Here is a 15,329-nt window from a genome sequence, read left to right as displayed (position 1 = left end):
CCTTATGACTTTACCAATTCTCTCATCCCTCTAGCAGAATAAAACAAGCTCCATCCGGCAATCTTTTATGCCAGGTGGAGCTTTTCTTAATCAGGAAATAATCTATTTGCGCTTTGAACCCGAATCCTTCATTTTATCGGGACCGACATTATATTTTGTGAATACTTTGCTGTAAAATCCGCTAAATTCCTTTAAATGAGCATTATTAGCGTAATTTTTAGCTTCCATATCCTTCATGATCATGTTCATCCCATACTGAAGGCTATACATTGTAGAAGCCATATTTTGTAATATTTTGAATACATCCACATGATTATTGACGATAAATTCATCGACATCTGCACTTGTAATTCTCATAAGCAGCAAATCCGAGTAAGCAACAACAGTATAGACCGCAGGTTTTCCCCCTGTAAAAAGACCCATTTCTCCAAAATAATCATCTTTTGACTTTATACCCAGAAGTGATTCATCCTTCGTCCCATATTTTGAATACAGTTCGACATGACCGGATACTATTTTATACATATCCATATTGTTTTCACCTTCTCTGATAATTATCGTGCCTTCCGAGACTTTTATAAGCATAGAAACCTCCTCTGCTAAAGTCATAGATTCCTGTTTTTCCTCAGAAAAACGGGAATCGTATTGGACCAGGTCCTCGCGAAGCGAGGGGCGTGTCCTGCCGAAGGCAGGATTTTTGCGGGCGATTTCCGCTTTTGCCCACAAAAAGTCATATTATTTTGTAATTCTTCTAACTGAGTCGCGTTTGATAATTGCAGCTTCATATTCAATATGCTGCCCTTGTTCACCATTGATCATACTATGTAAAAGCGAAATGGTTGTCTCTGCCATTTCTTTTACCGGCTGATATATCGTATCAATTGCCGGAGAATAATATTCCGTAGCTTCTATCCCATCAAAACCTATTATGGATATATTATCAGGTATTTTCTTTCCAAGCATTTCAACTGCTTTGGCTGCTCCTACTGCATAAATATCAGAAAATGCAAATAGTGCAGTCATGTCAGGATTTGCCTGCATAAGCTGTTTCATTGCAAGAAATGCACCTCGGTATCCTACACCCGAATTAACGCTTATCCTTCCGACAAGATTCTCATCATAAGGAATCCCACTTTCTTCCAATGCCTTCCTATAGCCTTTAAATCTAAAATAATCCGGAGTGTCTTTAACTGGATTATAGAAAACACCAATCCTTGTATGTCCCATTTCGATAAGGTATTTCGTCCCTTTATAGGCTTCCTTCTCATCATTTATTTTCACGCTGGAATAAATTGTATCGTTTACTTCCGGCAAATCCGCTGTCAATACAACACAAGGCGCACCTAATTGAGCAAACTTATTGTCTTTATATCTGGTCTTCTCCTCTACCCCGAAAAGTATAGCACCGCAAAGGTTGTTTCTTACGGACTCGCTTATCATTACCTCAAGTTCATTTTCACCAACCGGAACATAACGGACAAAAAGCTTATATCCTCTAGATTCCATTGCACTATACAGTTCATCGATCATTTTTGAAAAAAAGGGATTGGCAATACTTTTTACAAATACCCCAATGTTATCAGATTTAGTAAGTTTAAGATTTCTTGCACTTTCGTTTGGAACATAGCCATATTCCTCAATTACATCAAGGACCTTCTTCCGAGTCTTATCACTTACGTACCCCGTGTTATTAATAACACGGGATACTGTACCTATACCCACACCTGATAACTTTGCTATTTCTTTAATGCCAACAGTCACAATAATTATTTCCTTTGTTTTCTTTCTATTTACCAGCTGTTTAAAGCTAAGTTACATAGGATTCATTTCTTATTTTGAAGCAATATATGTTGAAAGTTGTGTCTTTACATCTTCAATTATATCATCTATTCCTGCAGATTTAAGCTGACTTCTATATTGTTCAAGTGCAGAATCAACATCATCAGTCTTTCCAAGCATCAGCTGATTCCCTAATTCAGCATTGACATTCGCAACTGCAGATAGCTCAGCACTTACATTCCCTGAATCATACCCAAAACCATCATAAGGATTTTTAATATGATTCTGCATCCATTTTCCTTTGAGTTCATACCTTGCCGGATGCTCTGAATGCTGCTTAAGAGTGAAATCGGAATTACCAAAAGCCCATGCTGCCAGGCCAAATCCATCTGTTTCATCGTTATAAGCTTCAGGTCTCTCCAGGTAACCCTCTTTGTTTTCAAACTGCACACCCTCTATACCATACTGGAAAAGATCATAATAAGACTCATCTGTCATTAGCTTTTCAATGAGCATCATGCATCTCTCCGGATACTTAGAGTTCGCATTGATTACGGTAAGATCCTGTGACGGATTGGTTACCATTACCTTATTATTATCTTCTGCCGGATGCCAGGCGTCAATATCCTGGTTCTCAAGGTCACCGTGCACACTGCCATAGCTGCCGGTCCAGTCAGGCATGTGAGCTATGTACGCCGTTGTCTGTCCATTCTTATACTGATCTTTTCCGCCTGTGGTGGATGAAAGAATATCTGAAGGCCAGTATCCTCTCTTTTCCCATTCATCCATCAGCTTCACATATTTTTCGAATTCTTCTGTAAATGCAGGATGAATAATATTCTCGTAATCATCATAATCAGCTACAAGATACATCTGATTGATCGGTATTCCGGGAGCATCAACCCATTTTCCTGTCTCAGCAACAAGCATACGATAAAGTAAAACGCTAAGTTCTGCATTTGAATTAAGCGGATACATGCCATGAGCAACTGAAGCATCACAATATGCTTCCATGCTTGCAAGATCTGTAACGTAATCTATTCCCCATTCATCACAATAAGCTTTATTGTAAACAAAACCATAAGTATTGAACCCTTGAGAAAGGCTTGAAATGCCATATACGGAACCATTTATTGTGATTCCATCCATATTTCCTGCGCTTTCCTCTTTTTCCTTTAATACAGGTGCATATTTGTCCAATAAATCTGTCAAATCATATAGTGAACCTTGCGTAGCCAGAGTATTAAAAGTAACCGGTGCCTCCTGTGACGCATATGCCATATCAAAATATTCGCCTGATGCCCATAGCAAGGGATATTTTGTGGCTATATCTCCCCAGTCAATATACTTGATCTCCAGAGAAGTATTCATATCCTCAGTCAGTTTCTCATTTAGTTTTTCCATGACCTGCGGACCTGCCACAGACTCAGACCCGTACAGATACATTGTAAGTGTTACATGCTCAGAAAGATCCACATCACCATGATCTTCATCTGAATTGTCCTTAGTAACTGCTGCAGACGCTTTTGCAGCCTGATCCAACGCATCAGAATTCTGCCCACACCCTGATAAAAAGGTGGTTGCCATTACTGACCCTGCCAATAAACTGCTAATAAATCTTCTCCCTTTCATAAATAACCTCCTTAAAATACATGTTATATTTTTATATTCCAAAACCCTTATCCCTTTACTGAGCCTATTGTGATTCCACTTACAAAGTATCTCTGTAAAAAGGGATATAGAAGGATTATTGGTCCTGTAGTAAGTACGGCAGCTGCCATTTTTACCGATTGTGTCGGTGCAACAACGTCAATTGCATGTCCTGAATTTGAAAGTTTATCTACTGAAGCTGCCTGATTCAGCATTCTCTGAAGAAAATACTGCAGAGGATATTTAGAAGAGGTCTCGATATAAAGACTTGCATTATACCATTCATTCCAATATCCAAGAGCCAGAAACAGGCCTATAGTTGCCAGACTTGGGCCCGCCAGTGGCATAAATATTTTCCTGTATATAGTGAAATTACCCGCACCATCTATCATTGCTGATTCATACAGTTCATCTGGTATGGATTTCATGAAATTTCTCATTAGGAAAATTGACCATGCACTTACCATACATGGAAGAATTATTGCGAGCAGATTATCTTTAAGTCCAAGATATCGTACATATAAAATATATGTCGGTATCAGTCCTCCGCTAAACAACGTGGTAAAATATATAAAAAATGAAAGCTTCTCCCTTATTGCAAAATCTTTTCTATTGAGTACATATCCTGCCATTGACATAATCAAAAGCCCTGAAAGTGTACCTACAAGCGTAATAAAAATGGTCGTACCATATGCGTTTATAAGATCAGAGGATTTGGTAAGTAGATACTCATAGGCTGCAAAAGTCCATCTGTCAGGAACCAGTTTGTACCCTTCAGAAAGTATCTCTTTCTCAGTCATAAGTGACGAAGTAACAACTAAAATAAAAGGAAATATACACATCACCGTAAACATACCTGTAATCACATAGCACACAACCGATAGAGCGGTATTACTCCTGCCCATCTTTATTGAAGAATTTCTTTTTCCGTTCATACTAAAACCTTCCCATGAATTAATTGCCAATTATTTTCTCAAAACAAAGCGCTCTCAGGCTGGACCTTTTTTACAATCGCATTAACTATAAGTACCAGCACAAGTCCAAATACTGACTGATAAAGCCCGACGGCAGCACTTGAAGAGAAATTAAACGATCCCAAAAGTCCTCTGTACACATAAGTATCAATAATATCTGTCTGCGGAAATAAAAGAGAATTATTCCCGATAAGGTTGTAAAACAGATCAAATGAACCTCTTAAAAGTCCTCCAAGTCCAAATAAAACAAGCAGTATAAATGTCTGTTTCAGCAGAGGCAGTGTGATATGTATTATCCTCTGTATCTTATTGGCTCCATCTACATAAGCAGCCTCATATATCTCTGTACTTATCCCGGTTATTGTCGCAAGATATACGATCATTCCATATCCGGTTGTTTTCCATATATAGAAAAAAGTAATGATATATTTCCAAATCCATGGCGTTGAATAGAACGCTATTTCTTCCATTCCGGCTTTAGAAAGCATATTGTTTATGAATCCGTAATCAGTATTAAAAAAGCTGTAAGCAAAAACACCGACTATGATGTATGAAATGAAATTAGGAAGAAGTATTACCGATTGAGAGAATTTTTTATAAAGCTTATTCCCAATCTCTGAGATCATAATTGCCAAAACTACCTGTATTGCATGCCCCAAAACTAAAAAGACCAAATTATACAGAAGCGTATTTTTTGTAAGCCTGAACAAATCTCCATTTCTCACAAGAAATGAAAAATTCTTCAATCCAACAAAAGGACTCCCGAATATTCCTTTATTTGGATTGTAGTTTACAAAAGCTACATAGGCCCCCGGCATCGTCAGATAACAGAAGATGAAAAAATACAGAAGTGCTGGTGCGATCATCAAAAAAAGAACCCAGTTTTTCCTGATCTCCTTTGCAGCTTTTTTGAATTTACTATTCATTGATTATCCTCCTTTAATAAATGGAAACGTTTCCCTTTATTGTCATAAAAAATTCCGCTAACTCCTCCGGTTTGCTCCGAATGAATTATTGGATGTGTCAAATTATAACACCGCATCTGGCTTTGTCAACATCAGATATATTGCTAATTTTTCATTATGATTTCTGTTGATTTTTCACAAACCAAACCTAATTGACAACAATCTTATACTGCATTATCATTGTTCAAAAAGAGGAAACGTTTCCTCTTTTACTTGTATTGAGTCTATACTCTTACTCAAATAATCAGTACATTCAGGAAAGGAATACTTTATGAATACCAAGAAAGAAAATTCAACTTCATTATCTCCAAAATACTATTGCAATCCCATTAACGTGGATTACCGCTATCAGTTCAATAAGACTTCTGATGGTTTGGGAGTTACCTTAAACAGAGAAGCCGCTGATCCTTCACTTATTATGTTTAATGGCAGATATTATCTGTTTGCATCCATGCAATTATGTGTATGGTCTTCAGATGACCTTGTTACCTGGGAAAGTCATCGTCTTCCCGACAATCTTCCCCTTTATGACTATGCCCCGGATGTGCGCGTTATTGGCGAATACGTTTATTATTGTGCATCACGTTTTGGCGATAACTGTGATTATTACCGCACAAAGAATATAGAAGAAGGCCCCTATGAGAAAATAGATGGAACTTTTGCTTTCTGGGATCCAAACCTTTTCGTCGATGATGACGGGCGAATTTATTTTTACTGGGGATGCACCAATACAGATCCCATATGGGGTGCAGAGCTTGATCCGGATACTCTTCTACCTCTTCATGAAAGAAAGGCTTTGATATTTGGAGATGCCTTAGTTAAAGGATATGAACGCATCGGTGATGATCACAGTATTATGCCAAGAACTGATGAAGAAATCGAAAAGCTATACCTTAAATACATTAAAGAAAATGATATACCTGACACTGACGAAACCAGAAAAAGGCTTCTCTCTGTCACAAATATGTTTAGTAATCGTCCATATATAGAGGGTGCCTGGATGACAAAGCATAATGGAAAATACTATCTACAGTATGCATGTCCCGGCGCTGAATTCAATGTTTATGCAGACGGAGTTTATGTGTCAGACAGTCCCCTTGGTCCATTTGAGCCTGCAGACAATAATCCTTTTTCCTATAATCCGGGTGGATTTATGACAGGAGCAGGCCACGGTTCTACTCTGGAAGATTCGTATGGTAATTTCTGGCATACATCCACCATGAGAATAAGCATAACCCACACATTTGAACGAAGGGTTGGACTATGGCCTGCCGGATTTGATAAGGACGGAGAATTATTCTGTAATCAAAGGTATGCAGACTGGCCAAGAGAGGTATCTTCAGAAAATCCTGATCCCTGGGCTCCCCCATGCTGGTATCTGCTAAGCTATAACAAAAATGTAACTGCATCTTCCACTAAAGGAAATAATCCCCCTTCAAATGCAGTTGATGAAAACTCTCGCACATGGTGGCAGGCATCATCCTCTAAACAGGGCGAATGGATCTGTATAGACCTTCAGGGTTCCCATACTGTACATGCGGTTCAGATTAATTTCGCAGATGACAAACTATCAGCCCCTGTTCCGGGAGATTTTGATAAAAGTGGAAGATATATAGAAGAACGCAGCTTGAGAACCAGATGGATTCTGGAAGGATCAACTGACGGTACTTCATGGGTAATTTTGAAAGACAAGTCAGACGCAGAAACTGATCTCCCCCATGATTTTATAGTTTTTAATGAAGGGCTGAATATCAGATTTATAAAGCTCACCATAGTTGAAGTTCCCTACGACCAGAATCCATGTATTTCAGGCTTAAGAGTCTTTGGAATAGGTAATGGACAAGCTCCTGCAGCCTCATCCTTTAACGTAAAGAGAATAAGTGACCTTGACATGATTGTTACAATTAATGAAGATGATGCAACAGGGCATACAATACTCTGGGGAACATCACCGGATAAGCTGTATCATAGCTGTATCACCTATGGCAATGAACAGAAAATAGGTGCGCTTATTAAGAATAAATCTTATTATGTAAGAGTCGATTCTTTTAATGAAAATGGTATTACAGAAGGTTCTGCCATTAAGCTTATCTGAATAATGACAATAATACTTTAATTTGATGGAGAGACAATATGAAAACTACTTACATTCTGGCAATTGGCAACAGTTTTTCCCGTGATGCAACAGCGTATCTTTATGATGTTTGCAAGAGCATGGACATCCCTGTTCATGTAGTAAATCTGTATATAGGAGGATGCCCCCTTGAGCGTCATTGGGAGAATATAGAGAAAAATGAACATGCATATCAGTATCAGGAAAACGGCGTAGTTACAGACAGATATGTAAGCATACAGGATATTCTTCATAGTAAACCATGGGATTATATTGTAACTCAGCAATCAAGCCACGACAGTGGCTGGCTCGATACATATGAGCCTTTCGCAGGACTTATGTTTGACTATATAAAGAAAGAGGTCCCTGGCGCTCAGATATGTATGCAGCAGACCTGGGCTTATGAAATTGATAGCGATCACGGTTGTTTTATCCGTTACAATCGCGATCAGCTTGAGATGTACAGACGTTCCAGAGCAAATTATCATACGATAGCAGATAAATATAATATTCCGCTTATCCCCTGCGGAGATGTCATTCAGAATATCAGAAAGCATCCTGAATTCGATGTAGCCAGGGGTGGAAAATCCATATGCCGCGACGGATTCCATATGCATTACCTGTATGGACGCTATGCCCTTGCATGCACCTGGGCGAAAACATTATTGAATGCCCCTATTGAGAACTGTACTTATCTTCCAAATTGCTGTGACACCGATGAAGAACTGGATGAAGCTCTTCTTTCCATAGTTAAGCAGGAAGTAGTATCGATTTAAAAAAATGCTCCTTAACCCGTTTGGATTAGGGAGCATTTTCACTATACTTTTACAGAATATCAGAAGCTCTCCGCCAAAGTGAATCGGTAATTCATCTCTTCTGTGTCATGATCATAATCCACAAACTGCATAATGAATGGCCAGCCAAGATCAAGATATCTGCTGCCAATACCTGCATCATCAAGGTCTATGAACACAACCTGTCCCGCCTCTCTGAGCATGGTATTATGCGGACCGATATCTGTGTGAACAAAGCACTGGTCCAACTTTTCAAAGTCAGGAATTTCATCAAGGATAGTATCAAACTCTTTTACAAAATCGCACTCCCTGAACCAGTGATAAAAACGCTCTTTCGCCTGATTCAAGGGGGATTTTGAGCTATAGCCATTCAGATTATGCAGTATTCGCGTTGCCTGCCCTATTTTGTACTCGTCCTCGGCTGTCTCCTCCATCTGCCTTCCCTGAATATATTCCATCAGATAGAACCAATGCTCCTGATCAAAGCTATAATAATCACCGGACTTCATTGAAAATATCTTCGGGGCCAGCCCTTTTCCATTTCCTAGAAAAAGATGCGCTGTTACATTACTCTTTATTGTTGCTTCAGGTACTTCATTGGAAACACCTTTAATATATAGCTTATCACTGGTTGAATTGCAGTCCTTAGGTATGATGACTTTGTAACCTCTCTCCATAGAATCCGGCATAAGGGAACTTATATAGCTTGATCGGATTGCCAAAAAGTTCCATATCTTCGCCGTTAGCAGTTCCATCAATTATCGACTGTGCTCCATTAATAAGCTGTTCAATAAGGTCTGGGCTTGCAGGGAAGCTTCCGTGAGATGGATACACTATGTCGAAGCGGTCTTTAAATTCCAAAATATGTTTAAGACTCTTAACATAATCATTTATATTTCTCTGATTGCCAAACATGTAAATATTTCCATCCTGAATTGCATCTCCGCCTATCAGGACTCTGTCATTTACATCCAGTATTGCTATGCTGCCTGGAGTATGTCCTGGATTATCAATTATTTCAAGCAGACGATTTCCAAGATCAATGGTGTCCCCTTCTTTTACCGGCACTATTCGGTCCACAAGCTCTGCGCCTTTCATGCTCAGATTTTCTCGTTCATCAAGATTCATGTAAAATTTGTCAAAAGAGCTGTTTCCTGATATATGATCTCTATCAGCGTGAGTATTTAAAAGCTCCAAAGGAAGTTCTGTAAGGGATTTAGCTATTTCTTTTGCATCCGGAGTATTCATGCCCGAGTCTATAAGAAGCGCTTTTTTCTCCCCAATCAAAATGAAAAATCTGACCATCCCGTCTTCTATTCTGTATGTCTTTTCATCGATTTTAATTATGTCTGCCATAGGAAACTCCTTTCTTTTGAACATGTATTAAACATATTTCAAAATATCATTAAGCGCATATGCATGATTGAATTCATCAAGTTTATAGCAAGGAATATGTGGTTCAAAGGCAAGATCAGCAAAATACTGTGCCTGCAATGCTTTCATGCCAAGATCTCTTGCTGCAAATAGCTCTTTCGAACCACCATCACCGACATACAGACATTCACCTGCTGTAACTCCAAGTTCATCCATAGCTCTTTTATAAATCTCAGGATCCGGTTTGGTGATTCTCTGCTCATAGGAGAGCATTGCCACATCCAAATATGGGAAAATAGCACTTTCTCTGATAGCCTTTGCTTCATCAGAATAACAGTTGCTAATAAGTCCTATTTTTAGCCCCTTGTCTTTAAGCGTCTGTAAAAGAGCTATTGTTTCCTTGGGAGTTCGCTCAAAAATCCCCTCGAGGGTCTTTCTGCGCTTACCTGCTATCAACGTAACCGCATCTTCACTGTAACAGTCAAGCATCTCAAGAGTTCTTTTTATGCCTTCCTCGATTGTACAATTACCACAACTCCTGTCATGCTCTGTGATGTGCCACGCCTTTTTATACTCATCGATTTGAAGATTCATATCGTGAGCCATGTCCTCACTAAAATATGTATCACCGGAAAACATAGAAACAAGAGTCTCAAACATGTCGAATATCACTGCTTTAGTCATAATTTTCCTCATTTTGTAAGCTTCTCTTTTATCTTTTCCTGTTCATCACTGCCAATGCCTATTGCAGAAAAATAGCCCTCTATAGTCCCGTGGCTCTCTTCTATCATTTCCATAAAAGAAATCATATTATTTTCATTAGAAATTACGATATTCATATCAAGATCAGGGAAGTTTTTATGTATCAGTTCAAAGCGCTCTTTATTGTTTTCCTTGGTTCTCATATAGTTATATATAATATCACTCTTTCTGACACCGCAAAGCCACAAAATAAGTGCACTATTGACGCCAGTTCTGTCTTTTTTCTGCTGAGCAATTGAACATAACTCCACCCTCGGCATTTGCGATAGTTTCAAATACTTTACTTATGTTTTCAGAATGTGCGATTTTGTAATAACTCTCCGGAACCGCTTCTACGCTCCCTGGGATACCACTGCCTTCAGGAATAGGAATATCGTAATACTCAAAGCCTTCTACCCCTGCAAGGCCATGGGGCTTTTTCTCTTTTTCATCCAAAGATCTGGTATCGATTATGGTTGTAATGCCATTGTTTTTCAAAAACTCTATATCTTTTTCAGAAGGATAATTAGCGACATCACTTCTTATAAATCTTCCATACCTGGTATAGTTTTCTGTTCCATCTATTCTGTATCCGCCAAGATCTCTGGTGTTTAGCGTTGTCTCTAACAGAGAATAGGTTCTATTATCCCAGGCATTGTCGTAGCTCTCTATCATCTTCCCACCGTTCATAAATGCATCCAATTCTCTTATGCAGAGCTCAACTGCCTCGGAAATGTATTCATCAGCCATTTCTTTCGTAAAAAAGAAAATCTCTCCATCCACTTCTTTGAAATAGCCATACATAGAATCCATAAGCCATTTCACATCGAATGAGCAAAGATCATTTATGGGCTCACTATCAAAATTTACCGGAACGGTAATGTCGTTCTTCAAATTATACTTTTCAACAACATAGAAATTTATAATGGAATAATCTTTGTGGAGTTTCTCGACATTACCTGGAATCATTGGATTCCAATGATACTTATCATAAACAAAATGCCTGTAACAGATATCCTGAACTAGATGAAGGTAATACCCAAGATATAAGTCATCCTGCCTCATCAGCTCTCCGAACTTATTTCTAAAGAATTCAAAATCATAAGACTTTTTATTGCGTCCCCAAATAAACTTGTTTACATGACCTGCTTTGCCTTTGCCCGCATCAGGAAGAATTGCCCCAAACTTAAGTCTATTCTCATCCTTGAAGGCATGGTGCTTAATAAGCTCGTTAGTAACAGCCAGATGTATAATGCTTGATGCCATTGTTTCCCCTTTATTCCCAATTATTCAAAACTTTTTTCTTCTGAAATATACAAATAATCATAACACGGAAGGCGCCCAAAACCTACATAATAGTCACATTTAAGCCTATTATTACAATGAAAAAAGAGGCACCTCAAAAATCTTGAAATGCCTCCTTTTTCCCACATTATAAATTTTGTCGTTATTACTACTTCACTTCTCCGGAGATACTTCAATCTCTACATGTTGCTTAGCATCCTTGAGTTTGGACAACAAACATACCGTCTCGATTTGTGCCTGTTCCCATACTTCTTCTGATACTAAAGCCTCATGAAGCCCATCTACAAGCAGATAATCATCCTTATAAACCTGACGATAATCATTTCTTGTTCCATGAACCTTTTCTGTTCTTCTCCTGCCATAGGCAATTTTGCCGCAATATACAGGATTCTGAATAATACGTCGGATAAGTGAAGCATCAAAAAGTGGATTCTTTCCATTTTGTCTAGCTATTTTGTGTATTCCATGATTTTCCAAATATTTTGCGATTCCGTTTAATCCCATATCTGTATTAACGTACTGATCAAAGATTGTTCTGATAGCTACAGCTTCCTCTTCATTTATTTCAAGCTTTCCATCAACCAAGGCATATCCATAAGGAGCAAAGCCACCATTCCACTTACCTTCTCTAGCCTTTTGCATACGACCTTCCATAGTCTGTACACGTATGTTTTCACGCTCAATCTCAGCAACTGCTGACAGTACAGAAATCATAAGCCTTCCTGCTTCTTTTGATGAATCAATTCCATCCTCTACACAGATCAAATTCACGCCAAAGTCCTGCATAATCTGAAGTGAATTTAGAACATCAGCCGCATTTCTGCCAAATCTGGAAAGCTTAAATACAAGAACAAAAGAGACATCATCTTTTCCAGATTTGATATCTTCCATCATGTTGTTGAAGGCGACACGCCCTTCAATGGACTTACCGGACTTGCCTGCATCTTCATATTCTCCGGCGATTTCATAATCATTAAATTCGCAGAAAGCTTTCATTCTGGATTTCTGTGCATCCAAAGAATAGCCATCTATCTGCATAGATGTAGAAACACGGGTATATAAATATACTTTTGTTTTATCCTTACCCAATTTAATCAATCCCTTCTATGTTACGTACCTGTCTGTTGTGCTTTCTTCATAATATCCTTAACAACATCCGTACCCTCTATCTTATTCACCCCAAAACACTTCTTTCCTGCATCCTTCAAAGAAGCTCCGATATGATAGCCTTCCACGCCATCTATAATCAAAAACCGATCATGAAAAGCTATAGTCTTCTTAATTGTTAATGTAGGATACTGTGCATTGAAATTATTAATATCCTGCGAAGATATTCTTGCACTGGGTAACGTATATGCAAATACATCAACGCCCGCATTTTTCTTAGCAAGGATATTTAATGTAATTACATCAATGTACCCATCAATCAAAACAATTTCTCTTTTAGCTTGCCCTACAATATCTGTGAGTAGACTGAAGGCATCATATATTTGACCATCAAAGAAAATCTTTTGATTGTCTTCTTTATGATCTGCTATGTAATCGAATATTTTATTAAACTTTTCTTCTGACTCTTTTTGATATTCCAACTGTTTTAATTCAATGCTATTTATCCTTTCGAACATTCTCTCATTATTCATAATAAAATGTCGCATTTCCCGAAATGCCCGCATGATAAATATGCTTTGTTTCTCTGCTATTTCACCATTTAATACAGTCGCCAACATATATATTCCTTGCTCTGTAAAAACATGTGGAAGCGATCTGCTTTTTGGATTTATATTTGCGGTCGAAAATTTCGACCGCAAATCTTTCACTTCTTCTTTAGTCATTTGGAACATAAAATCTTCAGGAAATCGATTTATATTATTTTTTACCTGTTCGTTAAGTCTCTTTACCTCGTAGCCATATAATATTGCCAAATCACTATCAAGCATTACCTGCTTTCCTCGAATAGTGTTATATTATCTTCGAAAGATCAATCATCTGATTCGGCAAACCGACCGTATCTGTAATAGTAACTATTTCATCCATAAAAACCTCTCGTATTCTTCCTATTGTAGTTCATATCTATAGTCACAATTTATGACTTTAAACCTTTACAGTTCTTCCAAACTCTCTATCTTTTTCAAAGCCTCCATATATGCCATAAGCCTCTTTTGCTGTTCTTCCTTAAGATTATGATAATCTTCAATCATCTGAACATCGCCTGGAGTGAATTTACTTTCTGGACTTGCTGCAGCAATTTCTTCTTCATCCTCAATTCCTTTACCGGTAAGAAGTTGCTCCGGGGTAATTTGTAAAACATTACAGATGTCCATTATCTTTTCTACAGTAGGATTGGTCTTTCTCTTTTTCCATTCACTTATGGTACTGGTCGAAATACCTACCTGCTTTGCAAACTCCGCCTGAGTCATATTGCGTTCTTTCAAAACCTTTATAATTCTTTCGCTGATAATCATGAGTGATACCTCGCTTGCCATTCACTTATATAACATTCATATTAATGAATTTGTTTTACCACACCTCATGATATCCTTCAATGTTCTACTTCGTTTTCTTATTACGGAACTTCATATACGCCTTATAAGATTCATATATATATCTTTTTTGAAGATAGACATCAGGATCCGGTAATGAATCAAAATCAATTTCATCAGCGTATTTTGCTATTATATTTCCGATAAAGTTTGCAAGAGAACTCCATTCATCTTTGTCTTTTACTATCACTTTATTCTTCACAGCTATCCCCTTCCTTAAATGAGATTTTTGGCCTTTCACAAATTGGCAAGCAGTGCATCGGTGTACACCTGATGCGATTTTGCTTGTTGGGGAACATGCCCCAATCCCCCTGATTGCCGAGTTTCATTGGCAATCTACGCCTGCAGGCAGGCTCGAAAACCATTTCTCCGTAGTCACATGATTTCAAGCAATTTATCAAAATACTCTTTTACCGTCTCCAGAACTTTCTCATCGAGAAGATCACTGTCTTCGCCAACCACTTCACCGTGCAATTCAAGTCCGGGATCACAATCGAAATCAAAGCATAAAAAGGCTCCTTGCCACTGAACCTAATCAGTAGCGAGGAGCCTTGGTCTGCTTACTTCCTTTGTCTTGTTAACACTATCCCAACAATAGTTCCGATTAAAGCAACAGGTGCTAATCTGAAAAAGAACCACTCAAACGCATGAAAGAATGTTCCTACTACTGCAGTTTCCGGATCATTGAAATCCCAGCTCAAATAGGGACTGTTTTGTGAAATCAGAACTGCGGCGATTATCACAATTAGTGCACACAATGTTATAAACAACCAGTGCAAAACTTTTCGTTTAGCCGCTTTGCTTCGTGCCAGCTGCAGATTGATGACCTCTAGCGTAAGTTTACAAGTTATAAAAGGCTAATGCCTCGAAACGCAGTAATCATCTGCGTTTCAGGCAAGTCAAGCCGTATACCTAACTATAGTATTTTTGCTGAAGTCCGTAGACCTCTTCGATCCGTGATGCCAGTTCATCACCTTCGATGAACGCCTCTATCTTCTTGGGCTTTGCTATATCACCATAGAAGGTGGTGACCCTGTTGATCGCATTCATAGACTCAAGGCACTGATCTATGCTGCAGTCAATGCCTTTTTGAT

General features: G+C 38.4%; 16 protein-coding genes and 1 pseudogene. 2 read left to right on the top strand and 15 right to left on the bottom strand.

Annotated features, from left to right (window positions below; all coding sequences use genetic code 11):
* Positions 1-102 precede the first annotated feature (102 nt).
* The 5 genes from G602_RS0107055 to G602_RS0107035 form a co-directional block, all read right to left on the bottom strand.
* Positions 103-585 (bottom strand): cyclic nucleotide-binding domain-containing protein, encoded by a 483-nt coding sequence (locus tag G602_RS0107055; RefSeq protein ID WP_026658361.1) that lies wholly within the window; start codon positions 583-585, stop codon positions 103-105.
* Between the two features lie 150 nt (positions 586-735).
* On the bottom strand, positions 736-1,761 hold the full coding sequence (locus G602_RS0107050) for a LacI family DNA-binding transcriptional regulator (protein ID WP_044931405.1): 1,026 nt from the start codon (positions 1,759-1,761) through the stop codon (positions 736-738).
* Positions 1,762-1,830: 69 nt separating this feature from the next.
* A complete protein-coding gene (locus G602_RS0107045; RefSeq protein WP_026658358.1) occupies positions 1,831-3,411 on the bottom strand; it encodes an ABC transporter substrate-binding protein in 1,581 nt (526 codons plus the stop codon).
* A 47-nt stretch (positions 3,412-3,458) separates the two neighbouring features.
* A complete protein-coding gene (locus tag G602_RS0107040) occupies positions 3,459-4,364 on the bottom strand; it encodes a carbohydrate ABC transporter permease (protein WP_044931403.1) in 906 nt (301 codons plus the stop codon).
* A gap of 38 nt (positions 4,365-4,402) precedes the next feature.
* On the bottom strand, positions 4,403-5,329 hold the full coding sequence (locus G602_RS0107035) for an ABC transporter permease (RefSeq protein WP_026511619.1): 927 nt from the start codon (positions 5,327-5,329) through the stop codon (positions 4,403-4,405).
* Between the two features lie 310 nt (positions 5,330-5,639).
* Between G602_RS0107035 and G602_RS0107030 the strand changes: the two genes are divergently transcribed.
* Positions 5,640-7,463 carry a family 43 glycosylhydrolase gene (locus G602_RS0107030; RefSeq protein WP_044931400.1) on the top strand — a complete coding sequence of 608 codons (1,824 nt, stop codon included), beginning with the start codon at positions 5,640-5,642 and terminating at the stop codon, positions 7,461-7,463.
* 38 nt (positions 7,464-7,501) lie between these two features.
* Positions 7,502-8,257, top strand: coding sequence for a DUF4886 domain-containing protein (locus G602_RS0107025; RefSeq protein WP_026658355.1), 756 nt, complete (start codon positions 7,502-7,504; stop codon positions 8,255-8,257).
* Between the two features lie 59 nt (positions 8,258-8,316).
* Here G602_RS0107025 and G602_RS0107020 read toward each other — a convergent pair whose 3' ends face one another.
* From G602_RS0107020 to G602_RS30885, 10 genes and pseudogenes are all read right to left on the bottom strand, one after another.
* Positions 8,317-8,964: an aminoglycoside phosphotransferase family protein gene (locus G602_RS0107020; RefSeq protein WP_026658354.1), complete on the bottom strand. Its 648-nt coding sequence runs from the start codon at positions 8,962-8,964 to the stop codon at positions 8,317-8,319.
* A complete protein-coding gene (locus tag G602_RS0107015; protein WP_026658353.1) occupies positions 8,921-9,631 on the bottom strand; it encodes an MBL fold metallo-hydrolase in 711 nt (236 codons plus the stop codon). The genes G602_RS0107020 and G602_RS0107015 overlap by 44 nt, the downstream gene beginning before the upstream one ends.
* A gap of 27 nt (positions 9,632-9,658) precedes the next feature.
* Positions 9,659-10,333 (bottom strand): HAD family hydrolase, encoded by a 675-nt coding sequence (locus G602_RS25640; RefSeq protein ID WP_044931397.1) that lies wholly within the window; start codon positions 10,331-10,333, stop codon positions 9,659-9,661.
* Between the two features lie 8 nt (positions 10,334-10,341).
* Positions 10,342-10,671, bottom strand: a complete 330-nt coding sequence (locus G602_RS31710) for a tyrosine-protein phosphatase (protein WP_081675877.1) — start codon at positions 10,669-10,671, stop codon at positions 10,342-10,344.
* The gene (locus G602_RS31705; RefSeq protein ID WP_049945101.1) at positions 10,610-11,656 is read right to left on the bottom strand and encodes a tyrosine-protein phosphatase; all 1,047 of its coding nucleotides are present in this window, start codon (positions 11,654-11,656) and stop codon (positions 10,610-10,612) included. The genes G602_RS31710 and G602_RS31705 overlap by 62 nt, the downstream gene beginning before the upstream one ends.
* Positions 11,657-11,926: 270 nt before the next feature.
* Positions 11,927-12,784, bottom strand: a pseudogene (locus G602_RS25630) (recombinase family protein); the annotation flags it as partial.
* Positions 12,785-12,804: 20 nt separating this feature from the next.
* Complete coding sequence (locus G602_RS25625) at positions 12,805-13,650, bottom strand: ORF6N domain-containing protein (protein WP_330369069.1); 846 nt, start codon at positions 13,648-13,650, stop codon at positions 12,805-12,807.
* A 144-nt stretch (positions 13,651-13,794) separates the two neighbouring features.
* On the bottom strand, positions 13,795-14,157 hold the full coding sequence (locus tag G602_RS0106990; RefSeq protein WP_026658351.1) for a helix-turn-helix domain-containing protein: 363 nt from the start codon (positions 14,155-14,157) through the stop codon (positions 13,795-13,797).
* A gap of 85 nt (positions 14,158-14,242) precedes the next feature.
* A complete protein-coding gene (locus G602_RS25620) occupies positions 14,243-14,437 on the bottom strand; it encodes a hypothetical protein (RefSeq protein WP_044931394.1) in 195 nt (64 codons plus the stop codon).
* Positions 14,438-15,147: 710 nt separating this feature from the next.
* Positions 15,148-15,329: hypothetical protein (locus tag G602_RS30885; protein WP_044931391.1), on the bottom strand; the 182-nt coding region annotated here is incomplete at its 5' end.

The sequence above is a fragment of the Butyrivibrio sp. AC2005 genome, assembly GCF_000424145.1.
GTDB lineage: Bacteria > Bacillota > Clostridia > Lachnospirales > Lachnospiraceae > Butyrivibrio.
This window is presented reverse-complemented; position numbering and strand designations above follow the sequence as displayed.